The following is a 24,206-nucleotide window of genomic DNA, read 5'->3' as shown; positions in this document are numbered from 1 at the left end:
CTTTCTATTTTAAAATCAATTTATTGTTAATTTAATTTTTATTCTTCTTTGGCACAATCATAATAAACGTAAGGATTAAAGCAATCACAAGAAAAGCAAAGCCTCCTCGTAGTGCCCAGTCTGTTCGGATTACCAAGCTGTTGGAGTTTGCAACCACAGAACTCAAAACGACTAAAAGTGCTAAGCCCAATGAGCCACCTACTTGATGGGCCACATTCACAACTCCTGATGCTGCACCAGCATCTCTTGCATTAATCTGAGCAATTCCTGCAGTTGTTAAAGGACTCAAAACTGCCCCTTGACCTGCCCCAATTAAGATCATCGGTAAAGCAATTGCAAGCACATAATTACTGCCATTGCCGGCAAAACTCGGCCAAAACATGCCAATAATTGTTAACACTAAGCCTCCAACAAGTGTCATCCCATTACCAAATTTAGCGGTTAGTTTTGAAACCTGCAGTGCACTAATAAAGTTAGCAATTGTCATTGGGAAGAAACCTAGACCAGCCATCAAGGGTGAAAAGCCATAAACTTCTTGTAAAAATTGAGTGATGAAGAACCAAGAGGCCATCATGGCACCGAGGAATAACATTCGGGCTAAATAAGCACCAGCCCGTTCAGAATTCTTAAAAACTCTTAATGGCATGATTGGTTGAGCAACTTTGGCTTCTCGCCAAATAAACAGACCCAATAAAATAACGGCCGCAATAATCCAATCCCAAGCTGTAGAACTTTCAGAAACTAACAAAATCCCATAAACTAAACTAATCATACCGAGCAGTGACAGCAAAGACCCAATACCATCAAAAGATCCTTTTTGTGACTTGCTTGACCGAACTGCTTTTGTCGCCCAGATAAACATTACAATGGCAATTGGCACATTTACGAAAAATGCATATCGCCAACTCAATAAACTTGCGAACAAACCGCCGATTACTAATCCAAGACTTGCACCAATTCCAGCAACGGCCCCGTAGTCGGCAACTGCTCTGATTCGTTTTTCCCCTGCAGGAATACTATCCATCAATAAGGCTAAAGTTGATGGTGCCAAGGCTGCAGCACCAGCGCCCTGAAAGCCACGAGCAATGATTAACCACATTGGACTATTTGCTAAGCCTACTAGTAAAGAACCTAATCCAAAGATGACTAGTCCAAAATTAAAAATATGTTTTCGCCCAATAATGTCACCTAAACGACCACCTAGGAGTAATAAGCCACCGAAAATAATTGTGTACGCATTTTGTACCCAGGTTAAATTGGCGGTTGATAAATTCAAATCAGTCTGGATTTTTGGTAATGCCGTAATCACAACTGAAACATCCAGAACCGTCATAAAATAACTCACCAAAACGATCGATAAAATTGAAAATTCGTATTTTGTAAATTTACTTTGCATGTTTGCATCTCCTCATATTCTTGTTTGACTACAATTAAGAAGTATAAAGGGTTGTAGTAACTGCAAGGCAAGCCTTTTTTCAAAAAAGTTTCATTTTTTCTGAAAGAAACCGAAACTCAGGATTTTAGACAAGAAAAAAAACCGAATAATGATTATTATTCGGGCCTTTTATACACAATTTTCAAGTTTTATCTAAAATGCCATGTAACAGAAGTATCTTTCATTTTTCGCATTGCATCCATATCAGCATCAGATATCTCAAAGTTCAGTTTTGTATTGCTTTCAATATGCGTCTTACGAGTGGCTTTGGGAAGCGGCACAATCCCATTTTGAATACAGAATTGAATTGCGAGTTGAGGTAAGTCAACGTCATACTTTTTCGCCATTGTCTTTAGACCTTTATTGTTTAATAAAGCTCCCGTGGCTAGTGGAGAATAGGCTTCAACTAAAATATTATGACTCTGGGCATACTTGGTAATGGCGTCTTCCGTATATCCCACATAGTACTGAATTTGATCAACCATTGGTTTAATCTCTGAATGATTAAGAATATTACTTAAATCATTCGCGTCAAAATTTGAAACGCCAATAGCTTTAGCTCTACCAGATTTGTAAATTTCTTCCATTGCCTTCCAAACATCACGGTTTTCCAAATCATAATTGCCGCCTGTCTGACTCCAAGGTTGAGGAGCATGGACAAGATACAGATCAACGTACTCTAAATCAAGATTACTTAATGAAGTGTTAAAATCATTTAAAGTCCCTTGGTAAGACTTAGTTTCAGCCGGTAACTTCGTTGTGACAAAGACATCATCACGCTTCATACCAGACTCCTTAACTGCTTCACCTACTTGTTTTTCGTTTCCATAAACAAGTGCAGTATCAATGTGCCGATAGCCTACACTTAAAGCATCTAAAACTGCTTGTTTTGTTTGAGAAGCTGGGATTTGCCATGTCCCAAATCCCACTTTTGGAATCGTTGTGCCATTAGTTAAGTTAAAAGTATCTGTTAATTTTGTCATTTTTTACCTTCTTTATATAACATAGAGTGCTTACTGTTTGTCAGTATTGTTTACTAAATAACGTAGCCAAACAGTATTGCCTTTTGTTTCTACACCTTTTAAAGTAAATGAAACGGGTGTTGCTTTGGACAATCCTTCACGAGCTTCGAATAAACTTGGCGTTTTGCTCGATCCATCTGCTGCCGGTGTCAAAACCAAACTTATCTCATCACACAATCCCTGCTGAATGAAAGACCAATTTAAAACGCCCCCACCACCTAACATGACGGTTTCCATATGAAATAAATTCTTCAACTTGTCGAGAGCTAGTTTAGCATCCAGTTTATCCTTACCTGAAATAATATACGGTATATTTTTATGCCTTAAAAACGCTTTATAGGCATTACTAGCTTGACCCGTAAGAACTTCTAAGACTTGTGCATGGGTCGTTTGATAAACTAATTCATTTGACTGCCAAGCTAAGCGGCCATGAGGATCAATAGAAATATAATACTTGTCAAACTTAGTCGGAATAACAAAGTCCCCAGCCGGAACCTGAGGCGCATTTTGATCAAGGTCCGGTTTTTTATAAAATGTAAAATTATCATCTGTAGTGGTTCGCCCTGAAAGCCAGCCCTGATGTTGATAATAGCCATTTTTTTCAAATGCTAAATGATAAAATAGTTGACCAGGTTCTGGTCCTGCTGCCCCATGATAAGGCCCACTAATCTTTCCATTTAACGAAGTTGCCATATGACAAAAAATATAAGGTCGGTCCATTTTTATTTTTCTCCTTTTATATTAAAGCTTTGAAAACTACTAATTGCTATTTTGAAAACACTTAATAAAACGAGGGCTTATCCCATTCTGTATCTGGTTCTACAACACCAATATTTTGCTTACTATATTTAGTTGGCTCCTGAATAATTTCGGTAACTAGTTTAGCAATTGCCTGTCGTGTAACTTGAGTACCTTTTAGTGGCTCGCCCTTGGGAACAATTTCAAATGCTTCGTTACCATCCTGATCATACAACCAAGTCATCCGCAAAAAAGTATAGTTCAACCCACTGTTATCAATCACGGCAGCAGCATTCTTGTAAATTGTATAGTCTCCCATCATGTTGGCATTCCATTCACCAAATTTACCGGCAACTTCATCATAAATACCAAGCCCACCCGCAACAATTAGCCGCTCTCCGCCAACTTTTTTCATGATTTTTACGACCAATCGATTGGTCTTCTCAAACTGAGAAGTTGCCAAATAGACAATGTCTTGCCCAGTAATTGCGCGCACAAGCTCATCACTATTACGCCAGTTACCTTTGATAATTGTGACGTTGTTAGTCTTCTGATATTTTTTCAAGACTTGTACATGACTTGAAAATAACGTTAATTGAATTTCAGGAAAAGACAATAATCTTGGAATCAAATACTGACTTATTTGGCTGGAAGCTCCTAATAAAACGACTTTTTTCATGATGTATCCTCCATATTTACAATTTAAGCTTTACAAATCCAGTTTAAATGCAACTTTGTTATACGTCTAATGCTTAATCTGAATCAATCTATGCTCATAAGGCTGATCTGTCGTTCAATTAGTACGTAAATCCAATAAAAAACTTTTCACAAATAAGAAAAGTTTTCGTCTATACCTTCATTTTATTTATTAATTTTTGCTATCCATTGTGCAACTTGTAACTTAGACCGATCAACTTTATTTCCATCAACAACCAACGCTTGGGTAAAAGTGTTTTGGCTGGCGCCTTGTTCGCGCAAAATTTCTTGAATTTGTTGAACACTGTCGCCTTGGCCATACCCACCTTCACTCATGAATGGCGCAATTCTTTTACCCGAAAGCAGTTGACCAAAAGTTGTTAAAAATGAGTTCATTGGGTGTGATAAATGCATTGCCCAAATCTGATAACCTAAAAAAATTGTGTCATACTGACTTAAATCCGGTAGTTGCATATTCAGCTCTGGATAATTATTATTTTCTCGTTCCAGATTTGCGCGTTCCAGTGTTTTCTGATAAACACCAGGGTAGGAATTTTTTACGACAACCTCTAAAATATCAGCTGAAGTTTTTTCTTCGATCATACCGGCAAGCAATTCAGTACTTCCCGACCGTGAAAAATAAATAATAAGTTGTTTTGCATCCTTAGTTAGTTTCCGAACTGGTTGATTTTTGTTGTTTGTATCTTGACCATCAGATGGTGTCCCATAACCATTTTGCCATTCACCGTTTGTTCTTCCTAATTGCGGTGCATATATTGGCTGGCCGTCAATTTTACCAACAACTTTTTGCGTCGATCCTTGTTTTTTTATTTGCAAATTTTATTCCTCCATTTTCTGAAATTCATGTCCACTAAACCCACACATTATCAAACTAACTTTTTATTATGGACCTTATATCTCACTCCAAGGCAATATCTATTAGTTACATATTTGTGCAGAAACAAGAAAAGAGCAACAAATTTTCCCTAGAGAAATTTACTACTCTTTAAAAGAACTTCTTCTATTTAATAAACCGGACGATCTGAACCCTGAGTTGCTGGATCGGCAATTCCCAAACTATCTTTTGATCCAAAAGTTGGATCAGCCACAATCTTCAAGACCACATCAGCAATACTTTGCCGTGATCCTGAGACACCATTGTACTGGTCATTTTTGTGTGTCACCACATACTTCACTTCATCACGATCATTCAACCATGGTAAGCGCAACGTTGTGTAATCTAACCCTGATTCGTCAAGAAGTTTATCTGAATTAATTGCGGCCGGTAATCCACTCATGACACTTTGACGATTCCAGCGACCAAACTCACCAGGAACTTCATCATATAATCCCAAAATATTTGTAAAGACAACTCGTTGCACATTATTGGCCTTCATTGCTGCAATCACATTTTTAGTCCACGCATTGTTGCTAGTATGATCAACAACTGCTACAAAGACCATATCTTGTCCAGAAACTGCCTTGTTCACATCATTTTCGTTATCAAGACTACCTTCAACCACAGTCACACGTGAATTATTTGCCAAATTACTCAACCGAGAACTATTCCTTAAAAATAAGGTTAGTTCGACATCTTTAAAAGCCGATTCACTTAATACACGGTCTTCAACGATTCGGGCAATCTGTCCATTTGCTGCCATAATTAATAATTTCATTTTTGTTTTCTCCTCGTATTTTATTTATTGAATGTTTCCGTCATATGCTAATTTTTCTCTTTCATAATTAAGTGTATGATCTTCAAAATGATCAATCTTATAATCAAGATACTTAATCGTCTTTTCAATTTTCTTACGTTGATCTTCTAAATCTTGCCGTTGATCAACCAACAATGACTTACGTGATCCGGCCGTTTGTTTCCCTTCACGATACAACTTCACAAACTCAATTAGGGCTTCAATCGACATGCCAGCATTTCGTAAAGCTTTGATATAGAAAACCCAGTTCATGTCGCGTTCACTATACTCACGGTAACCACTGTCATTTCGTTTAATTTCTGGTAACAATCCTAACCGCTCCCAATAACGGAGCGTATCTTTGGTTAAATCAAACTGTTTACTGACACCATTGATATTCATATTTTCTCCTCTTCCCTCATTCTTTTCTTCATCTCTTTGTTATTCTAAACCTTCGTGTGAACTCTAAGGCAAGAGAAAAACGAAAAGTTTCCCACAAATTTGTAAGAAACTTTTTTTCGAACACAATATAAGTTTTAATTATTCAGGATCAGTTGCAACCAATCCACCGGCCAAATTATCCATATTTGGTTTATCAGCCGTTACAATCAACTGTTCATTAACAAAGGCATTTAATCCTAAGCTACTCATTTCTCGGCCATAGCCAGAATTTTTTACACCGCCAAACGGTAAGTCGGGTAGAGAAGTCATGAAGTTATTCACGAAAACCATCCCTGTTTCAATCCGACTAGCTACTTTTGTTCCACGTTTAGGATCACCACTGAAAACAATCCCGCCTAAACCTAAATCGGAATCATTAGCTAAATCAATTGCTTCTTGCTCACTATTAACTTTATAAACCTGAGCTACTGGTCCAAACATTTCTTCAGAATATGCCGGATTATCTTTTTTAATGTCAGTTAAAATAGTAGGTTGGAAAAATTGACCGGGCAAATCAATTTTTTTATTACCATAGTAAAGCGTTGCCCCGGCTTCAATAGCCTCATCAACTTGACTTTGTAACTTATCTTTTGCCCGTTTAGAATTCATTGGTGCTAAAGTTGTTTGACTATCCATTGGATCTCCAGGTTTCACATTAGCAAAATTTTCCTTCAACTTTGCTAAAAATTGATCATACAAATTGGCCGCCACGATAAATCGTTTTGACGATGTACATACCTGACCTGCGTTGTAAAGACGAGCTCGCCAAGCAATATCCGCTACACTATCTATATCAGCATCATCTAATACCACAAATGCATCAGTACCGCCCAGTTCCATGGTGTTTTTCTTCAAGTTTTCACCTGTAGTCGGTTGGATACGGCTTTTCTGGTTGTAGTTGATAAATTGCAGCTCCAGTCTTTTTTTGCAATTTTTCAGCTGCAGATTTTGTATTACCTGTTAATGAAAAATAAATAATTAATGAGCCTTCATCAGCAATAATCGACACCTCCAATATAAAAATCTTTATTTTTTTGTATTATTGTTTTGGCTGGTATGCACTAAAACTTAACCTGGTGAAGTTTCTCTGTCACCATTCATTTTAGATGTTGTCATAAATATCGTTAAACCTGCCTTTCATATTCAACAAGGTCATCATAAACCTTCGTGTGTACTCTAAGGCAAGAAAAAGATTCGTTTTTTTGAAATAAGATTTCTTCAGAACATGTTATACTAAAAAAATATGCAAGAAAATATGAGATAAAGAAGGTTTTACTTTGAATAAAGAACGCTTGGCAGCTTTTACAGATGCTGTTCTCGCCATTATTATGACTATTTTAGTTTTGGAACTGGAAAAGCCAAAAACTGTTAATTTAGCTGGCCTATGGGCGTTACGCGCTAACTTTTTTGCTTACACACTATCGTTTTTTTGGATTGGTTTAATGTGGACCACGCACCACAATAATTGGCACAAAGTAAAGAGTGTTTCTAACGCAACCGTTTCTTATTCCTTAGTCATGTTATTTTTAGCTTCATTCTTTCCATATACCACAAGTTTAGTAGCATCCAATTTTAACAACGTCACAGCCCAGGCACTTTATGGCATTATCGTATTAGCTGTTTCGTTTAGTAACATGGCCATTTCTTATTCTTTAAAAAAAGTAAATCCTGCTGCTCATTTTGGCTGGTTGTATGCCTTACCCAACTCTTCAATTATTTTGGACGTTGCAATTAAATTAGTTGGGCTGATAATCACATTAACATTTTATGCACCGGCAATGATTTATGCTATTTTCATTGATATATTTATCGTGGGTTATGCAACTAGACAATCTAGTAAAAATCAGTTTCACTTAAATAAAATCTAATGGTACTAATGATTGCAAAAAGCGATTAGTTTTATAAAAATAATAAAACTAATCGCTTTTTCACTCATCATGTTTTGCATTCATACAAATTTAACTATAGTTCAATCTCACTGAATCCCGAAAAAGCACAACTTCAAGGAAAGTTTAGGCAAGGCATATTTACTATGTTAAACCCTTCAGACTCTGGACAATCAATTATGTATCCTAAACGTTCAATTAAAAAATTATGACATATACTCATAATCAATATTTATTGAAAGTAAAGCTTTTGTTTATCTTTTCTCCAAACACAGTGGTAAATTTAAAGTATCAAGTCAAATTCTTATGAAAGGCATTTATTTTGAAACAAGAATCTTTATTTGCGTCAGAAAATAATCAAAATAGCCCACTAGCCAACCGGGTACGGCCACAAACTCTTGAAGAGTTTACGGGTCAAACTCATTTACTAGGCAAAGGAAAAGTATTACGTGAAATTATTGCTCAAGATCAATTACCTTCAATTATTTTTTGGGGCCCGCCTGGCGTTGGAAAAACAACATTGGCACAAATTATTGCCAACCAAACTAAATCTCATTTTGTTACTTTTAGTGCTGTCACAAGTGGGATTAAAGACATTCGCAAAATTATGGAAGAAGCCGAAGAAAATCGGGAGCTCGGTGAGAAAACAATTGTTTTTGTTGATGAAATTCACCGGTTCAATAAGGCCCAACAAGACGCTTTTCTTCCATTTGTGGAACGAGGAAGTATTACTTTAATTGGAGCCACAACCGAAAACCCATCGTTTGAAATTAATTCCGCTTTATTATCGCGTTGTAAAGTTTTCGTACTTAAAGAATTGAGTACTGCCGAAATCAGCAGTTTGCTTCGCAAAGCTTTAAATAATGCGAATGCTTTTCCAAACTTAAAGGTACAAGTTGACGAGAATACTTTGACTCTTATTGCTCAATTTGCAAACGGTGATGCCCGTATTGCTCTCAATACTTTAGAAATGGCAGTTCTTAACGCCGATCATCAGAATAAGTCGGTCATAATTAGTGAAAACAACTTGAATCAGTTTATTAACACAAAATCACTGCGTTATGACAAGCATGGTGAAGAGCATTACAATATTATCTCAGCTCTTCATAAATCGATGCGAAACAGTGATGTAAATGCAGCAATTTACTGGCTATCACGCATGTTAGATGGTGGTGAAGATCCGCTTTACATTGCTCGACGCTTAGTTCGATTTGCGAGTGAAGATATTGGTGTTGCCGATACCAAGGCACTTGAACTGACCATTAACGTTTTTCAAGCCTGTCAATTTTTAGGAATGCCAGAATGTGATGTTCATTTAACTGAAGCAGTTGTTTACCTATCGTTAGCTCCGAAATCCAATGCCATTTATAAGGCTCGCTTGGCTTCTAAAAAAGATGTCAAAAAAACCGGCAATGAGCCAGTCCCTCTTCAAATTAGAAATGCACCCACCAAGTTAATGGACAACCTTGGATATGGCAAGGGTTACCAGTATGCCCATTCAGAAAAAGACAAATTGACCAATATGAAGACCATGCCCCCGGATCTGGAAGGCCATGAATACTATTCGCCAACTGAAGAAGGTAATGAAAAACGATTTAAACAGCGCTTAGAATATATAAAAAATTGGCATGCTACTCATGACAATTAATTAAAAAAGGATTTGCAACATCGAAAACCAATGTTGCAGATCCTTTTTCAACCGCTTAATATTGCATAAGTGAAAGCATATCATAATTTTTAATTTTATCACGCCCATGTAAATCTGTTAATTCGATTATGAAAGCTGTCCCTACGACAATTCCACCGAGTTTTTCAACTAGATCAATCGTCGCTGAAATTGTTCCACCCGTTGCAAGCAAATCATCCGTAACTAGAACCCGTTGGCCTGGCTTAACAGCATCTTTATGAAGATAAAGAGATGAGGTCCCATACTCCAAAGAATAAGTTGCCTTAACTGTTTCGCGAGGCAACTTGCCCTTCTTTCGAGCTGGTGCAAAACCAACGCCTAATTCGTATGCAACCGGACAACCCACGATAAAGCCTCGGGCTTCAGGACCCACAATCATCTCAACGCCCTTATTACGAGCATAATCAACGATTTGATTGGTCGCTTGCTTATAAGCTTTTCCGTCACCCATTAAAGGTGAGATATCACGGAAAACGACACCCTTTTCTGGATAATCTGGAATACTTGCTACATAATCATGTAAATCTATTGCCATTTATTCAGCAACTCCTTTGTTTTTATCTGCCAAACACGCTTGCATCCAAGCAGTCAGAGTAGCAGACTTGCTGTACAATAATTTTTCTTGTGTTTCAATTTGTTGTTTTCTCAATTGATAGGTCGGAGCCACACTCAACTTCTGCGGCTTGGGATTCGGAATAGACGAAACACGACCGCTTTCTATTTTAACAAATTTCAACTCAAAAAACACCTGAATTAGAAAAACTATCATGTTTTGATCAATATGCAAGTGCTTAACTACATCCGGCAATTGTTTCTTCAAGTCTATGTCTTGATGATTGGCAAAAAACTTGAACACCTTAGCACTCTGTTCTCGGGTTGGCATCCCATCCAAATAGGCATTATTTTGCTGATAGAAATAAACCGTCAAGGCATCTGGACTTTGTTTTGAAAGCCAATCTGCAAACTTTGTGATTGAGTCTGGGCAATCAACCAATGTCAAGTTGCCCTTCAGGCGCAAGTCAAAATTTTCTTGATCTTCTAAAACTGCTACTTGAACTTCTGGTTTCAAATAGGTTTGCACTTTTTCATAACTTTTTTTGTGGAAGAAAACATAGGTGGTCTGAGTTGCAAACATCTTAACACTCAAACGAGTTGTTCGTTTATCAACAATCGGTACAGCGTTAATCAATAAATCTTTTATCATGATTTGGGGCTTAGTTTGATTTCGCCAGGTATTTAACTCCAAAGTTCCCACAACTCGCACATCTTCAGGCAGTGCCTGTAAATATGGCATGAGCTTACCTTCTTTAAAATCAATTGCGTCTATTTTTTGTTTGACCCCTGCTAATTGAAATTTCAAATGATCCTGATTAGCACCAATTTGCTTTACATCAGTAACCTTTTCAGAATCAATTTCAAATTCTGGAATTGGATTATCGGTTCCAAATGGTCCTAACTTAGCCAAATCTTTAATCGCTGGAACAGTGATTTGGTCAACTTTAACCACACCATCAATGGGCAATGGCGAAACCTGATTTTTATCTAGATCGGCTACTGTTGCTGCCTCTTCTAAAGTGGTTTGTAGAGCCGCCACATTCTCTTTAGCTATCGTTAAGCCAACTGCCATATGATGACCACCAAAATTAACATATAACTCACGATTTGTATTCAAAGCCTCAAACAAGTTCAGAGCTTCCACGCTGCGACCGGAACCCTTTAAATTTGTGTCGGTTTCACTGCCACTTAAAACTAAAGTTGGTTTACCAGTAGCTTCTACTAATCGACTCGCCACAATTCCTAAAACTCCCTGATGCCAGCCAATTCCGGTAATCACCAAAGTCTTACGCGCAAGATTTTCTGGAGATTTCGCTTGCAAAATGGCTTCATTGTACACCATATCAACTAATTGTTTCCGTTGATCATTTACAGAATCAATGTGTTTGGCAATCAACTCCGCCTTTTCGTCATCGAATGTCGTCAGCAATTCAACTGCTTCTCCTGCGTTACCAATTCGACCAACCGCATTTAAACGCGGAGCCAGTGTGAAGCCAATATCTTGTTCATTGATTTGTCGGTTTTCTAACCCACTCACCTTGAGTAACGCACTGAGACCAACACGTTGACCTTCACTTAAAACTTTTAAACCACTAGCTACTAAGAAACGGTTTTCATCAGTAAGTGATACCAGATCCCCAACTGTCCCAATGGCAACTAAATCTAGAAATTCTTCTGGCACCTCATCCAACAAAGCTGAGGCCACCTTAAACGCAACTCCAACTCCAGAAAGATCTGAAAATGGATAGTGTGCGCCAGGATAGCGTGGATGCACAATGGCAGTTGCGTTGGGTAATTTTTCAGGCAACTCATGATGGTCAGTCACCACAACATCCATCCCGTGTGTCACTGCGTATTCAATCGGTTCGTTCCCCGCAATACCATTATCGACAGTCACCATTAAGTTCACGCCATTTTCAACAAATTGTTGATATTCAGCCATGTTGGGACCGTAGCCATCCTTAAAGCGATCTGGAACGAAATAATCAACGTTTGCACCCAATTCATTTAACGTTTCAAACATAATCGTGGTACTGGTTACCCCATCAGCGTCATAATCGCCGTACACCACAATTTTTTCATTCTTTACAATGGCAGACTGAATGCGATCCACGGCTTTTTGCATGTCATGCAACAAAAATGGATCATGGATAGCTTCCGGATCCAGTGTTAAAAACTTTGTTGCCTTCTCGGGCGTATCATAGCCCCGATTAATTAAAACCTTTGCCGCAATTTCACTTAACTGGCAGGCATCCATAATTTCTTTAATTTTGTCTGATGACACATCGCTTTTCGGCAATTGCCATTTGAACTTTGATTTCAGCACGATTCCACTTCCTAATCAATAAAAACAGAGTGGACGAAAGTTGATCCCTACAGAGATACTTGCTTTCGCCCAATTTTTAGTATTCAATTCTCACAATCTCACAGAAACTAAAGCTCTTCAAGATTATGATTTTTTTGCCCATTTTCGTTACTAACATTGTTTACACGTCGTTTTAATGATTCATTTTCTTCACGGAGGTCATCAATCTTTTTGGTAGCAACATCCATTTCCACTCGTTGTTGTTTTTTTTGTGCCATCACTGTACCCATTGACACTAAAAAAGTGATCAATGCTCCGGCAACTAAGGAAACTAAAATAACCAAAACAAGTGGCCAGTGCACCGTGGTAAATAATAAACTCAAAGGAACTTCATTCACATTGACGACAGCGAAAAGCGCCACCAACAAAACTAAAATTAAAATGATAATAACTCGCCATTGATTCTTCATATCTATATTCCTTACTTTCGATTAAAAAAAGAACTACTTGCCAACAAATCACCAAAGTTTGGGAAAAGCTCGTACCCACGATGAATAATTTCCATGTAGGTCGGTGCATTGATTTCACGGCGTCGATAGCCAACTGCCTCAACAATTTGATGAGCAACTTTTTCTGGCGACAAGGCAAGTAACTTAACAGCGTCAAAATAATGACCACTTGGATCCGCACGCTTAAAGAAGTTTGTATCCATTGGTCCTGGATTAACGGTTGTCACCTGAACACCTAATGGCCGTAATTCAAGGCGCAAAGCATTTGAGAAACCAATTACTGCAAACTTAGTAGCAGAATAAGCAGTCGATTTTGGTGTTGAAATCTTTCCCGCAACGGAAGCAATGTTAAAGATTTGTCCCCGGCCCATTTTAATCATTTGTTGCGCAATTTTTTGAGTCACATACATTAGCCCTAAAACATTCACTCGAAACATTTTCTCAACTGGTTGCATCTCAATATCTTTGAAAGGTTCAAACAAGCCAAAACCTGCGCTATTAATCAAAACATCAATTGATCCAATGTCTTGCAAAACGTGCTCTAGTTGGTGATCAATAGCTTCAGAATCTGAAACGTCAAGCTTGACCACAAACGCGTCAGCTTGCGAAATTTCCTTACATCTCTCAGCCACTTTGCGAAGTTCTTCCACATTACGTGCACACAAAACGACACTAGCCCCACGTTCTGCCATTTCATAAGCAACTAATTTACCCAAACCACTTGAAGCACCGGTAATCAAAACCAACTTACCTTCGAGATTACGCAACTCTTTTAACCGCGCTAACATATGATCACTCCTCAATTATCTAAGTGGAATATTAATAACATCAAAATCGTGAACAACTTTTGTCGCTTTAAACACTGTTTGAGCTTGCTTTTGCAGTTCATTGGCCATTTTACCAGTATATCGCGCCGAAATATGTGTCAAAATGAGCCGATGAACATTAGCTTGTTTGGCAATTCCTGCCGCCTGCACATTTGTTGAATGATAGTAATTACGCGCCAGTTTGCTCTCATTTTTAGCGAAGGTACTTTCATGAACTAATACGTCAGCATCCTTTGCAAGGACCAAGCTATTCTTGGTTTTTCGAGTATCACCCAAAATGGCAACGATTCTTCCCCGTTGCGGTTTGCCAAGAAATTCTTTGCCATCAATCTCTCGACCATCTTCAAGTGTGACTTTTTCGCCACGCTTTAGTTGCCCATAAACTGGCCCTGATGGTATGTGAAGCTGTTTAAGTTTTTCAACCTGCAATTGTCCTGGATGTGATTTTTCAACAATTCGATAACCGACACTTTCAATACGGTGGTCCAATCGCAAAAAAGAAACTTTAAATTTATTATCTTCAAAAATCGCGCCCTCGTCTCCTAGCTCAACAAAGCGAATTGGATAGGAGAGATGTGAATCTGAAATGCGCATTGCCGTTTGAACGAACTGACGAATGCCTTTGGGTCCGTAAATAATTAATTCTGATTCGCCGCCTTGAAAAGAACGACTACTTAACAATCCTGGTAGGCCAAATAAATGGTCGCCATGTAAATGCGTAATGAAAATTTTGTCAATTTTTCGAGGTTTAATATTGGTGCGCAAAATTTGTTGTTGCGTGCCCTCACCCACGTCAAAAAGCCAGATCGAATTACGCTCATCTAAAAGCTTCAAAGCCACACTTGTCACATTTCTAAATTTACCGGGAACACCTGCTCCGGTTCCTAAAAATTCTAATTCCATAACACGTCGTTCCCCATTTACTCTTGTTTATAAATCCTACCTAAATACCATACCACAAAACTGCCCTGATTTGCTATGGCAACCCTCTTAGTTTACACTTCATATGGTATCTGTAATCAATTATAATTAATTTTGTAACAAATAAACCAAATTCAAACGATATAATGGAGAATACAAATGCGATTAGTCGATTTTAATTTATCAGTGGCCGAACTTGATCCACATTTACAAGTGTATTTTGTTCAGGATAAACGTAATTTTCCGGTCGAATCTTTAAGAATTGAAGACAACTGGTTAATTATGGTCGCCGGTAAAAAAGCCTTAACGTTGGATCAATTTAAGGCTAGAGCTCAAACAAGTAGTGGTGCTGCCCAACTTGCGTTTTCAAAAAATGGCCCCCATAAGTTATTTGGCTATCATTTACGTAGTGGTAAGTTAATTTTAGGATAAAGGATGAAACCAACATGAAAAAAATTGTCATATTTTTACTACTCAGCACAACATTTTTAACCGGGTGTGGAAATTCAACTCACGAAACACGCTATCAGGACAAAGGAAAAGTTACTTTCAAAAATCAAAATAAAAATGTCCATAAAAACAGCGGTTCAATTAGTAAAGAAAGTAGTGCCTCCGCTTCCAGTGCATCTGCTTCTTCGACAAACAATTCCACAAATACCAAAGAATCATCAAGTTACACAGTTCCAAAAAACATTAAAAAAAGCGCCAGGTATGTTGCCCATGGTGATTTAAACTTGCCTAAGCAGTTTTCTTATGATTCTTTTGGGACAAAGTTAACCCTTGATAAGATCAAAAAAGTTGATCAAACCATCATCAACCGGCCGCTCCAATTTCAAATCAAACAGGTTCGTTTGATTAAAAACGAAGCCAAAACGGCAAAGGCTAAAAAAATGGTTTCCACGGCGTTTAGCAATACAGGTATTGGTTCTACCTATTACACTTTACAAATTAAATACACGATCAAAAACGAAAGTAACTCTACAATAATTGTTGGCGGTCTTAATTATGTCAAGCTTTCTGCTAATTATGCTGGTACACCGATTAGCAATATGGTTGATAGTTCTGCTGGCAAACAAATTAGGGCAGGAAAAACAATTAACACGACGGTAGTTACTTTGGTTCCAAATAATCTCGCAAACAGACTACACAGTTGTTCCATTCAATTTTCAAGCACCTATAGTATCAGTGGCAAATCCCTTTCTAAAGATTCACTGGTTACAAAAATTCCATTTTAAATAAAAAAGTTGCAGAATCTCTGCAACTTTTTTTGTGTATACGTATTAATTTTTGAAACATGTTCAAGCATGATAGTAATTAAGCCTGGGGTTTAGCGAAGCCCAAAAAACTCAATATTTTACTTTTCCAAACTCTCGAATTTAGTCTTCACTACCGTACTTAACAATTGCTTTTGTCACAAGCGTTGTATATTCTTTGCTACCTTCAATATTAGGATGGACATGATCTCCATAAAACCATCCGGTTTGTTTCAGGCTTGCATCATACCAATCAATCACATGAATATTTTTGTAACGCTTTGCGGAATTGGCAATCGTCTTATTAACCGTCGATTCCCAATTCTGAGTAGGAACATGCACATTTACCCAGAATATTTCCCGTTTACTGCCAACCACGGACACAATTGTCTTTAACTGCTGAGTTGTAAAGGCACCATTAGTGCCCAAATTTATTAGAACATTACTACTCAAGTTACCTTGGGCGGCCAACTGTTTTAATAAACTTGTTGCTTGCCAAACTTGTCTACCAACCTTTGCCGAAATATAGGCATTAGGAAATACCTCCTGCAAATCATCAGAAGTATCAGCCATGATGGAATCACCGACCCCGGTCACTGACATTTTTTGAGCCAATTTTACTTCAGAAGGCTCCAACTTGTACTTTGTTTTGATTTTTCTTTCCGCATCGGTTAGCTTGATGGCTTTTTCTTTTTTAATACTGGCCAACTGTGCCTCTCGCTGCTTTTTCTTTAATTTAGCTAGTTTTTGTGCTTCTAAAGCTTTTGCATTTTGTTTTGATGACTTTTTCTTATTTTTTGTAATATTCAATTGTAAGGCACTGTGGTGATTGCCATTTTTGCCAGAACCACTAACAACTCCAACACTAGCAACTATCAAAATCAGAATCACAGGAATTGCAATGTACCGTTTGTTGCCAAATTTTGAGTCTCGTCTAACCAAATTTCTCAAGAAAATAAAAGGATTCCCGAAATTGAAATGAGCTAATGGCACTTCAACAAAGCGATAGGAAAAGTCACTTATGATCACAATGATCACGGCTTCCATCAACGCATTCATCAACGGATGAACAGCAATATTTACTACTGCTTTTTCATAAAAAATCATGACAGGAAACTGATATAAATAGATTCCGTAACTTCGTTTACCAATCCAAGCAAACAATGGATTACTAAACCAATTACCAAATTTGGTTCCCGGATGTGCAATTACAGCAATTAAAATCACAGAGAATATCGAAAATAACAACATCCCACCATGATAGGCAAAATTTCCGGTTCCACTTAATGTCAAACCCATCCAAATGATTACTGCTAGTGACCCAAGTCCTAAAACATTGAGTACCCAGCGACCATTTTTATTAAGCTTTGGATTCAAATGAGTCGATGGCCAGAGAAAAGCCAATGCAGCTCCCAATAAATAGGGAGTCATCCGTGTGTCCGATCCGTAATAAACGCGATTAGTATTGGACGGATCATAGAGAATAAACATCAGAATCGCTGAAACAATTGCCAAACCGTTTAAAATACCCAAAATATGGCCCCGATTTTTAAAGGTAATTAACAAACCGATAAGCACAATGGGCCAAATAAAATAATACTGGCCAATTACTGATAGATACCAAAGATGGGTAAATGGTGATTCACCGTTATATCTATCAAAGTAGGATTGACCATTACCAATTTGCCACCAATTATAAACGAAAAGTAAATTAGTCCACACAATACTACGAATATTTTCCAGTAGGTTGCGAGCAAACAAAGTCATATAAGCTGTAGTTGCGATTAAAACAACCACCAAAGTTGGGTAAAGCCGTTTAACCCGTCGTTTATAAAATGATAGTACCTTAATTGAACCATTTTGATCCCACTCTTGTACAAACAAATCAGTAATTAAATAACCAGATATGGCAAAAAAGATGGATACACCTAAATACCCACCCTTAACGTCATACGGTAAAAGATGGTAAAGAATAACACCCAATAATGCTAAGGTTCTAAGCCCATCAAAACCACTAATATAACGACTATTCTTCAGTCTTTTCCCCTGTTCTTTTTTTACTGATTGATTATTTTCATGGGTTGAACCACTGCTTCTCCCGTTTTTGCCAAGAGAATTTTGTTTTTCATAATCCATACACAATTCCTCTATAAATAAGTTAACCTACTCAACAAATTCAAACGTAAAATCAAGAATTCGGACAGTATCCCCATTCTTAATACCGGCCTTGCGAAGAGCATCGTCAACTCCCATACCACGCATTTGACGCGCAAAACGAATTAAACTGTCATCATGTTCGGTATTCGTCATCTTGAATAACCGCTCAAGCTTTTCACCAGATAATACCCAAGTGCCATCCTCATCTTGTTCAATTTTAAATGCCTTTTTAGGTGTATAAGCATACGTGACGTCATCGTCTGAAACAACTGGCGTTTCAATTGGATCTGGTGTTGTTTCAAGAACATCAGCTGTATGTTGCATTAATGGCTGAAGACCTTTATGTGTGACAGATGAAATCGGAAAAATATCTGGAACTTCATTTGGACCAACAGATTTTTGTAATTTTTCACGGAACTTCTTTAAATTTTCTTCTGCATCTGGCATGTCCATTTTAGTAGGCACAATAATTTGCCGACGCTTGATTAAATCGGGATCATATTTGCTTAATTCTTGATTAATCTTTTCATAACTTTCAAACGGATTTTCTTCCTCTACGCCACTCATATCAACCAAATGTAGTAAAACTTTTGTTCGCTCTACATGACGAAGAAATTCAAAGCCTAGGCCAACTCCTTGTGAAGCACCTTCGATTAATCCCGGGATATCAGCAATGACAAAGTCGCGTCCGTCATCAAGTTGAACCATCCCTAAATTTGGAACCAACGTTGTAAAGTGGTATTCAGCAATCTTTGGTTTGGCACTTGTAACAACTGAAAGTAACGTTGATTTCCCTACTGAAGGAAATCCTAACAAGCCAACATCAGCTAACAAACGTAATTCAAGTTGCACACTGATTTCTTGACCAGGTTCCCCATTTTCAGCAATTTCAGGTGCGGGATTTTTGGGACTTGCAAAATGCATATTTCCGCGACCGCCGCGACCACCTTTGGCAATAACCAAAGTATCATCGTTATCCACTAAATCACCAATCACGGCGCCAGTTTCTGTATTTTTAACAATGGTTCCCCCTGGAACACGAATGACCAAATTTTCTGCACTCCGGCCAGTCATTTGTTTATTCATACCATTACTACCAGATGCAGCTTTGAATTTACGCTGATAACGAAAATCCATCAAAGTTCTTAATCCGGAATCCACTTTAAAAACTACGTCGCCACCGCGGCCACCATCGCCACCAGCAGGCCCGCCGTTGGGAACAAATTTTTCGCGACGAAAAGCAACTACTCCATTACCACCGTTGCCAGCTTTGATATTAATTTTAACTTGATCAACAAACATATTTTTCTCCAATACTGTTTAGCGTGACTTTTTCTAATCTAATACTCCTATTTTAGCAGATATCAGTCTTATTTTATAATGATTCTGAATTCTTTTTGTTTCAGATTAATCTATGCGGCTATTTCCATCTATACTTTGCTTTTAATGGATCCACTTAGGGAAATTTTAATCGTTTTTGCCACATTCTCCGGAATGCCCAACTCACGCATGTCATCCACACTTGCTTCTGCAATTCGTCGCATCGATCCAAATTTACGTAAAAGTTTATTTCGCGTTTTTGGTCCGACCCCAGCAATATCATCTAGCCGTGAACTCAAGGAGTGCTTCGTGTGCACCTGTCGATGAAAAGTAATAGCAAACCGGTGCACTTCATCTTGAATGCGTTGAACCAAATAGAAGCCTTGGCTCTTTGGATCTAACAATACATGCTTGTCTTGTGGACCAAAAAGCAAATCCGCCGTTTTATGTTTATCATTTTTAACCATTCCAGCAACTGGAATCTGAAGATTTAATTCATTTACCAGCACATCTTTGACTGCATTTAACTGGATATCCCCACCATCCATTAATATCAAGTCAGGCATGCTCTGATGTTCCTTTAAAAGCCTTGTGTAGCGTCTTCGTATCACTTCACGGGTACTTGCTGCTTCATCCGCATGATCCACCGTGGTGAGCTTGTACTTACGATACATCTTCTTATCCGGTTGACCGTCTGTAAAAACAACCATTGCTGAAACAAGATCTGCTCCTTGAATATGAGAATGATCAAAAGCTTCAATTCGATGTCCAGTCGGAATTCCAAGAGCATCCGTAATTTCTTTCATTGCCCCCACTGTCTTAGAATCATCAAGTTCAAGCAACCGAAACTTCTCTTCCAAAGTGATTTTGGCATTTTCCTGAGCTAAATTCATTAAATCACGTTTTTGGCCTCTCTGAGGTGTGCGAACAGGAATCTTCAAGATATCACTGATAACCTGGTTTTCAATGCCGGCTGGCACAAGAACTTCGTTTGGAAGCAAATTATTCTTTTGATTATAAAATTGCAGAATAAAGGTGGTCAATTCCTCGGTTGCCGTACTAACAACTGGAAAAAGTCGTTTTTCACGCTTCATTAAACGTGCTTGTCGAATAAAAAACACCTGAATTGAGAGCCATCCCTTATCCATGTAAAAGTTGAAAAGATCTCTTGGTGTATGATCATTGGAAATGATTTTTTGCTTTTCAACCGTTACTTCAATATAGTGAATCTGATCACGAATATCAGCCGCCCGTTCAAACTCTAAATTTTGAGAAGCCTCATCCATTTGAGTAACGAGATGCTTTTTCACAGTCTTCACATTTCCATTCAAAAACGATTTAATGCGGGTAATTTGTTTTGCATATTCTTCTTGCGGAACTGTTTTAAAACAAGCACCCAAACACTGCCCCATATGATAATACAAACATGGTCGGTGCTGAAATCCTGTACACCGGCGTAAAGGATACACTTTTTGCAAAAAGTGTAATGTTTCTTCTGCCGCATAAACATTAGGATACGGGCCAAAATAATAAGCGCCGTCTTTTTTTACATCCCCAGAAATCAACATCTGTGGGTCTCTTTCATTGGTAATCTTAATGTACGGATAACCTGTTCCCCGTTTTAGCTTGATATTAAAGTACGGTTGATATTTTTTAATTAACGTAATCTCTAGTAAGAAAGCTTCCTTATCACTAGATGTGACAATATAGTCGAAATCGGCGATCTCAGAAACTAAACGGGCTGTTTTCCCGTCATGAGAGCTTTTAAAATATGAACGGACACGATTTTTTAAATTTTTTGCTTTTCCTACGTAAATAATCTGGCTATTAATATTTTTCATTTGATAACAACCAGGTAAATCTGGTAGCAAAGCTAACTTATGCTCAATGTGCTCTGATGCCATCCGATTTCACCTCCTAGTGTAAAGAACTTGTAATATTATAACGCCTTTCATGGCTTAGGGCAACAATAAAGCCAAACGTACATTCGCTTGTAAAAAAACAAAAACATACCATAAGATTTTACTCTTATCGTATGCTTTAAACCGACAATTTTATTGAACCAATACCTTTGACAAAAAATCTTGAGCACGTTCACTTTTTGGATGATCAAAAAATTCTTCAGGGGTTCCCTTTTCTTGAATGTACCCACCGTCCATAAACCAAATCTGATCGGCTACTGACCGTGCAAACCCCATTTCATGGGTAACAACAACCATCGTCATACCAGCTTTAGCCAGCTCTTGCATAACCTTCAAAACATCACCAACCATTTCTGGATCTAAAGCAGATGTCGGTTCGTCGAACAACATTACTTCAGGTTCCATTGCAAGTGCTCGGGCGATTGCAACCCGTTGCTGCTGACCACCTGATAAGCTACTTGGATAAACAGCGCCCTTATCAGACAAACCTACTTGAGCCAGTAATTTCTCGGCTGTTTTTGTGGCATCTTCATCTGATAAATTCTTAACCTTCATAGGAGCCAATTTAATATTGTCAATTACTGTCATATTAGGGAAGAGATTGAAACTTTGAAAAACCATCCCCATTTTTTCACGGAGTTCATCTAGTTGCTTTTCTTTAAGATTAGTAAGATCCGTGCCTTCAAATAGCACATGACCATCACTTGGCTGTTCTAATAAAGTTAAACAACGGAGAAACGTACTTTTACCTGCTCCAGATGGTCCAATGACACAAATAACTTGCCCTTTTTCAACAGTTTCAGAAATATTTTTTAACACTTCGGTTTCATGATATTTTTTATTTAATTTTTGAATGTCTAGAATTTTAGTTGGCATGTTTCATTCTCCCTTCAAAATAACCCAAAAGTTTCGAAAGACCAAACGTAACAACAAAGTATAACAGCATTGCCACAACAATAGGCGCAACTCCACGATAAGTATCAGACTGAACGATCTTCAATTGATAAATCAAATCAGTAACACCAATAATTGAAACAATTGAGCTTTCCTTGATTAATGAAATGAATTCATTTCCAAGTGCTGGCCAAATATTTTTTATGGCCTGTGGTAAAACAACATAACGCATCGTACCTTGTTTGGAAAGCCCTAGGCTCCTAGCCGCTTCCGTTTGCCCTTTATCAACGGAATTAATTCCTCCACGAATAACTTCGGCAACGTACGCACCACTATTAAGAGATACGGCAATAATCCCTGAAGTTAAAGCTGGCAAATTAACGATTAATCCAATTCCAAAATAAACAAACATAATTTGAACCATCAAAGGTGTGCCTCGCACAAATTCAATGTATGCTGTTGACACTAGTTTTAATAATTTGTTTCTGCTTAAACGCATAAATGCTAAGATAGTTCCTAAGATAAAACCAAAGAACACAGAAAACGCGGAAATAAGTAAGGTATAACCAATCCCTTTAGCAAAGTATTTCCAATAGTGAGTCATTGATGTATCGACTGTATTGGTCTTCATATGGGTTCCGGCTTCTTTTAAGTAAACTTTGTTGATTAAATCTTTCTTATTAATCTTGGCCAAGCTTTTATTTACGGCTGCAGCAAGGGTAAATGAACCCTTTTGGAAGGCCACTGCTGAACTACTTTCGTTAGAGCTCAAATTAAAATTACCATTAATCAAACTGAGTTGTGGATTGTTTTTGACGTATGCTTCAGCACTTGGTTTTTCCATCACAATTCCGTCAATTTTATTGGTTTGCAGGGCTAAAATTAAATCAGCACCTTTATCGAATCCTTTTACAGTCACATTAGAAATTTGTTTTTTTGCCATGTTGTACTGCATGGTTCCGGTTTGTGCGCCGACGGTTTTACCAACAAATGACTTTTTGCTCTTGTAGATACCGGCATCCTTTTTATTAATAACGATATCTTGACCACCCTTATAATAAATATGCGAGAAGGTCACGTTCTTTCGACGAGCAGCGGTTGGATTCATCCCAGCCATAACCATATCAACCTTACCCGTTTGGAGGGCAACAAGTAAGGAATCGAAATCCATGTTTTTGATCTTAAGTTTTACGCCGAGATCTTTTGCCACCTGCTTGGCAATGCTGATATCCATTCCCACATCAATACTCTTGCCATTTTTAGTGGCTTGAAATTCATAAGGAGCATAATCAGGACTGGTTCCTAAAACCAAAACGCCTTTCTTCTGAATCTTTGCCAATGATTGATCGTTTGAACTCGTCTCAGAGCTAGCAGCGTTGATACTTCCAAATGGCAATAGGGTAAACAACAATCCAACAATTGTAATAATTTCTAAAAACTTTTTTTTCATAATCGCAACTCCCTGCATCAAATAGAATATATGAAGTATAGCTTCTTTTGATTATTTATGCAAGCTTTATTAGAAATAAATTTGTTTTATGCACGTTTCGAACGCTATATTCGCTTTTAAATGTATATTTCTTAATTTGCTGACAGATGATATAAAATCTGTTATGATAGGCGCAAGGAGTGATGAGAATGGGTTTGAAAATTAAACAAGAGATTAACCTTGAAAAGATGTTAGATAAATTTGTTGCACCTGTAGAAGACAAAACTACAGCAGACAAGAAGAATAAGTTTCTGAAACGCAACACCGAAACAAAGAAACCTAAAAAGCAAAAAAAATGAGCGAATTTTCGACAACTTGCCGAAATTCACTCATTTTTTGTTTACTCATCTAAAGGTCGAAAGTATCAAAATTATTATATCAGTGTGTTGATCGCAAAAATTAGACTTAGTCTGGAAGCAAATGGGCTCAGTAGTGTCGTTTATCTTAGCGGGTTT

Annotated in this window: 23 protein-coding genes and 1 pseudogene; 5 read left to right on the top strand and 19 right to left on the bottom strand. The window is 37.8% G+C overall.

Translation table 11 applies throughout. The features are described 5' to 3' along the window. Positions 1–31: 31 nt before the first annotated feature. The 9 genes and pseudogenes from DD627_RS05695 to DD627_RS05655 form a co-directional block, all read right to left on the bottom strand. A complete protein-coding gene (locus DD627_RS05695) occupies positions 32–1,396 on the bottom strand; it encodes an MFS transporter (protein ID WP_260275047.1) in 1,365 nt (454 codons plus the stop codon). A 188-nt stretch (positions 1,397–1,584) separates the two neighbouring features. Continuing rightward, positions 1,585–2,418, bottom strand: coding sequence for an aldo/keto reductase family protein (locus DD627_RS05690; protein WP_057784435.1), 834 nt, complete (start codon positions 2,416–2,418; stop codon positions 1,585–1,587). A 30-nt stretch (positions 2,419–2,448) separates the two neighbouring features. Beyond that, positions 2,449–3,177: a RibD family protein gene (locus DD627_RS05685; RefSeq protein WP_068805565.1), complete on the bottom strand. Its 729-nt coding sequence runs from the start codon at positions 3,175–3,177 to the stop codon at positions 2,449–2,451. A gap of 61 nt (positions 3,178–3,238) precedes the next feature. Next, positions 3,239–3,874 carry an NAD(P)H-binding protein gene (locus tag DD627_RS05680; RefSeq protein WP_057784433.1) on the bottom strand — a complete coding sequence of 212 codons (636 nt, stop codon included), beginning with the start codon at positions 3,872–3,874 and terminating at the stop codon, positions 3,239–3,241. A 182-nt stretch (positions 3,875–4,056) separates the two neighbouring features. Then, positions 4,057–4,728, bottom strand: a complete 672-nt coding sequence (locus tag DD627_RS05675) for a flavodoxin family protein (RefSeq protein ID WP_260266912.1) — start codon at positions 4,726–4,728, stop codon at positions 4,057–4,059. Between the two features lie 188 nt (positions 4,729–4,916). After that, a complete protein-coding gene (locus DD627_RS05670) occupies positions 4,917–5,567 on the bottom strand; it encodes an NAD(P)H-binding protein (RefSeq protein ID WP_057784431.1) in 651 nt (216 codons plus the stop codon). 24 nt (positions 5,568–5,591) lie between these two features. Continuing rightward, the gene (locus tag DD627_RS05665) at positions 5,592–5,987 is read right to left on the bottom strand and encodes a MerR family transcriptional regulator (RefSeq protein ID WP_057784430.1); all 396 of its coding nucleotides are present in this window, start codon (positions 5,985–5,987) and stop codon (positions 5,592–5,594) included. A 138-nt stretch (positions 5,988–6,125) separates the two neighbouring features. After that, positions 6,126–6,890 (bottom strand): annotated as a pseudogene (locus DD627_RS05660) (aldehyde dehydrogenase family protein); the annotation flags it as partial. Then, the gene (locus DD627_RS05655) at positions 6,886–7,035 is read right to left on the bottom strand and encodes a flavodoxin (RefSeq protein WP_260275053.1); all 150 of its coding nucleotides are present in this window, start codon (positions 7,033–7,035) and stop codon (positions 6,886–6,888) included. The pseudogene DD627_RS05660 and the gene DD627_RS05655, both read right to left, overlap by 5 nt. Positions 7,036–7,303: 268 nt before the next feature. Here DD627_RS05655 and DD627_RS05650 point away from each other — a divergent pair, with 268 nt between their 5' ends. Together DD627_RS05650 and DD627_RS05645 are read left to right on the top strand one after the other, a co-directional pair. Continuing rightward, the gene (locus tag DD627_RS05650; protein WP_057784428.1) at positions 7,304–7,894 is read left to right on the top strand and encodes a TMEM175 family protein; all 591 of its coding nucleotides are present in this window, start codon (positions 7,304–7,306) and stop codon (positions 7,892–7,894) included. A 340-nt stretch (positions 7,895–8,234) separates the two neighbouring features. After that, a complete protein-coding gene (locus DD627_RS05645; RefSeq protein WP_260275048.1) occupies positions 8,235–9,560 on the top strand; it encodes a replication-associated recombination protein A in 1,326 nt (441 codons plus the stop codon). 55 nt (positions 9,561–9,615) lie between these two features. Here DD627_RS05645 and DD627_RS05640 read toward each other — a convergent pair whose 3' ends face one another. From DD627_RS05640 to rnz, 5 genes are all read right to left on the bottom strand, one after another. Then, entirely contained in the window at positions 9,616–10,134 is a 519-nt protein-coding gene (locus DD627_RS05640) for an adenine phosphoribosyltransferase (protein WP_068805549.1), read from the bottom strand. Beyond that, positions 10,135–12,480, bottom strand: a complete 2,346-nt coding sequence (gene recJ / locus DD627_RS05635; protein WP_057784425.1) for a single-stranded-DNA-specific exonuclease RecJ — start codon at positions 12,478–12,480, stop codon at positions 10,135–10,137. 107 nt (positions 12,481–12,587) lie between these two features. Further along, positions 12,588–12,929 carry a lipopolysaccharide assembly protein LapA domain-containing protein gene (locus tag DD627_RS05630; RefSeq protein ID WP_057784424.1) on the bottom strand — a complete coding sequence of 114 codons (342 nt, stop codon included), beginning with the start codon at positions 12,927–12,929 and terminating at the stop codon, positions 12,588–12,590. A gap of 11 nt (positions 12,930–12,940) precedes the next feature. Continuing rightward, the gene (locus DD627_RS05625) at positions 12,941–13,756 is read right to left on the bottom strand and encodes an SDR family NAD(P)-dependent oxidoreductase (RefSeq protein WP_260275049.1); all 816 of its coding nucleotides are present in this window, start codon (positions 13,754–13,756) and stop codon (positions 12,941–12,943) included. 15 nt (positions 13,757–13,771) lie between these two features. Further along, positions 13,772–14,698 (bottom strand): ribonuclease Z, encoded by a 927-nt coding sequence (rnz, locus tag DD627_RS05620; RefSeq protein WP_260275050.1) that lies wholly within the window; start codon positions 14,696–14,698, stop codon positions 13,772–13,774. Between the two features lie 177 nt (positions 14,699–14,875). Here rnz and DD627_RS05615 point away from each other — a divergent pair, with 177 nt between their 5' ends. Together DD627_RS05615 and DD627_RS05610 are read left to right on the top strand one after the other, a co-directional pair. Continuing rightward, positions 14,876–15,148: a hypothetical protein gene (locus DD627_RS05615; protein ID WP_260275051.1), complete on the top strand. Its 273-nt coding sequence runs from the start codon at positions 14,876–14,878 to the stop codon at positions 15,146–15,148. Positions 15,149–15,162: 14 nt separating this feature from the next. Further along, positions 15,163–15,951, top strand: coding sequence for a hypothetical protein (locus DD627_RS05610; protein ID WP_057784420.1), 789 nt, complete (start codon positions 15,163–15,165; stop codon positions 15,949–15,951). A gap of 141 nt (positions 15,952–16,092) precedes the next feature. Here the strand turns inward: DD627_RS05610 and DD627_RS05605 are convergent, their stop codons facing one another. The 5 genes from DD627_RS05605 to DD627_RS05585 form a co-directional block, all read right to left on the bottom strand. Next, positions 16,093–18,105: an acyltransferase family protein gene (locus tag DD627_RS05605; RefSeq protein ID WP_260275052.1), complete on the bottom strand. Its 2,013-nt coding sequence runs from the start codon at positions 18,103–18,105 to the stop codon at positions 16,093–16,095. A gap of 27 nt (positions 18,106–18,132) precedes the next feature. Beyond that, entirely contained in the window at positions 18,133–19,428 is a 1,296-nt protein-coding gene (obgE, locus tag DD627_RS05600) for a GTPase ObgE (protein WP_057784419.1), read from the bottom strand. 128 nt (positions 19,429–19,556) lie between these two features. Then, entirely contained in the window at positions 19,557–21,350 is a 1,794-nt protein-coding gene (gene uvrC / locus DD627_RS05595) for an excinuclease ABC subunit UvrC (RefSeq protein ID WP_057784418.1), read from the bottom strand. 150 nt (positions 21,351–21,500) lie between these two features. After that, positions 21,501–22,244 (bottom strand): amino acid ABC transporter ATP-binding protein, encoded by a 744-nt coding sequence (locus tag DD627_RS05590; protein ID WP_057784417.1) that lies wholly within the window; start codon positions 22,242–22,244, stop codon positions 21,501–21,503. Continuing rightward, positions 22,234–23,712: an ABC transporter substrate-binding protein/permease gene (locus DD627_RS05585; protein WP_057784416.1), complete on the bottom strand. Its 1,479-nt coding sequence runs from the start codon at positions 23,710–23,712 to the stop codon at positions 22,234–22,236. The genes DD627_RS05590 and DD627_RS05585 overlap by 11 nt, the downstream gene beginning before the upstream one ends. A 188-nt stretch (positions 23,713–23,900) precedes the next feature. Between DD627_RS05585 and DD627_RS05580 the strand changes: the two genes are divergently transcribed. Further along, entirely contained in the window at positions 23,901–24,050 is a 150-nt protein-coding gene (locus tag DD627_RS05580; protein ID WP_186806965.1) for an SPJ_0845 family protein, read from the top strand. Positions 24,051–24,206 lie beyond the last annotated feature (156 nt).

Origin of the sequence: Pediococcus sp. (assembly GCF_003533255.1) — a bacterium.
In the GTDB taxonomy this organism is placed as follows: Bacteria; Bacillota; Bacilli; order Lactobacillales; family Lactobacillaceae; genus Pediococcus; species Pediococcus parvulus.
The sequence above is the reverse complement of the archived record's forward strand: the minus strand, read 5'-3'. Positions and strand labels throughout refer to the sequence as shown.

What these genes read in the sequence shown, in the direction of transcription:
- DD627_RS05695 (WP_260275047.1), bottom strand. Translation starts at nt 1,396, where the DNA reads ATGCAAAGTAAATTTACAAAATACGAATTTTCAATTTTATCGATCGTT.
- DD627_RS05690 (WP_057784435.1), bottom strand. Translation starts at nt 2,418, where the DNA reads ATGACAAAATTAACAGATACTTTTAACTTAACTAATGGCACAACGATT.
- DD627_RS05685 (WP_068805565.1), bottom strand. Translation starts at nt 3,177, where the DNA reads ATGGACCGACCTTATATTTTTTGTCATATGGCAACTTCGTTAAATGGA.
- DD627_RS05680 (WP_057784433.1), bottom strand. Translation starts at nt 3,874, where the DNA reads ATGAAAAAAGTCGTTTTATTAGGAGCTTCCAGCCAAATAAGTCAGTAT.
- DD627_RS05670 (WP_057784431.1), bottom strand. Translation starts at nt 5,567, where the DNA reads ATGAAATTATTAATTATGGCAGCAAATGGACAGATTGCCCGAATCGTT.
- DD627_RS05665 (WP_057784430.1), bottom strand. Translation starts at nt 5,987, where the DNA reads ATGAATATCAATGGTGTCAGTAAACAGTTTGATTTAACCAAAGATACG.
- DD627_RS05640 (WP_068805549.1), bottom strand. Translation starts at nt 10,134, where the DNA reads ATGGCAATAGATTTACATGATTATGTAGCAAGTATTCCAGATTATCCA.
- DD627_RS05630 (WP_057784424.1), bottom strand. Translation starts at nt 12,929, where the DNA reads ATGAAGAATCAATGGCGAGTTATTATCATTTTAATTTTAGTTTTGTTG.
- DD627_RS05625 (WP_260275049.1), bottom strand. Translation starts at nt 13,756, where the DNA reads ATGTTAGCGCGGTTAAAAGAGTTGCGTAATCTCGAAGGTAAGTTGGTT.
- rnz (WP_260275050.1), bottom strand. Translation starts at nt 14,698, where the DNA reads ATGGAATTAGAATTTTTAGGAACCGGAGCAGGTGTTCCCGGTAAATTT.
- DD627_RS05615 (WP_260275051.1), top strand. Translation starts at nt 14,876, where the DNA reads ATGCGATTAGTCGATTTTAATTTATCAGTGGCCGAACTTGATCCACAT.
- DD627_RS05610 (WP_057784420.1), top strand. Translation starts at nt 15,163, where the DNA reads ATGAAAAAAATTGTCATATTTTTACTACTCAGCACAACATTTTTAACC.
- DD627_RS05605 (WP_260275052.1), bottom strand. Translation starts at nt 18,105, where the DNA reads ATGGATTATGAAAAACAAAATTCTCTTGGCAAAAACGGGAGAAGCAGT.
- obgE (WP_057784419.1), bottom strand. Translation starts at nt 19,428, where the DNA reads ATGTTTGTTGATCAAGTTAAAATTAATATCAAAGCTGGCAACGGTGGT.
- uvrC (WP_057784418.1), bottom strand. Translation starts at nt 21,350, where the DNA reads ATGGCATCAGAGCACATTGAGCATAAGTTAGCTTTGCTACCAGATTTA.
- DD627_RS05590 (WP_057784417.1), bottom strand. Translation starts at nt 22,244, where the DNA reads ATGCCAACTAAAATTCTAGACATTCAAAAATTAAATAAAAAATATCAT.
- DD627_RS05585 (WP_057784416.1), bottom strand. Translation starts at nt 23,712, where the DNA reads ATGAAAAAAAAGTTTTTAGAAATTATTACAATTGTTGGATTGTTGTTT.
- DD627_RS05580 (WP_186806965.1), top strand. Translation starts at nt 23,901, where the DNA reads ATGGGTTTGAAAATTAAACAAGAGATTAACCTTGAAAAGATGTTAGAT.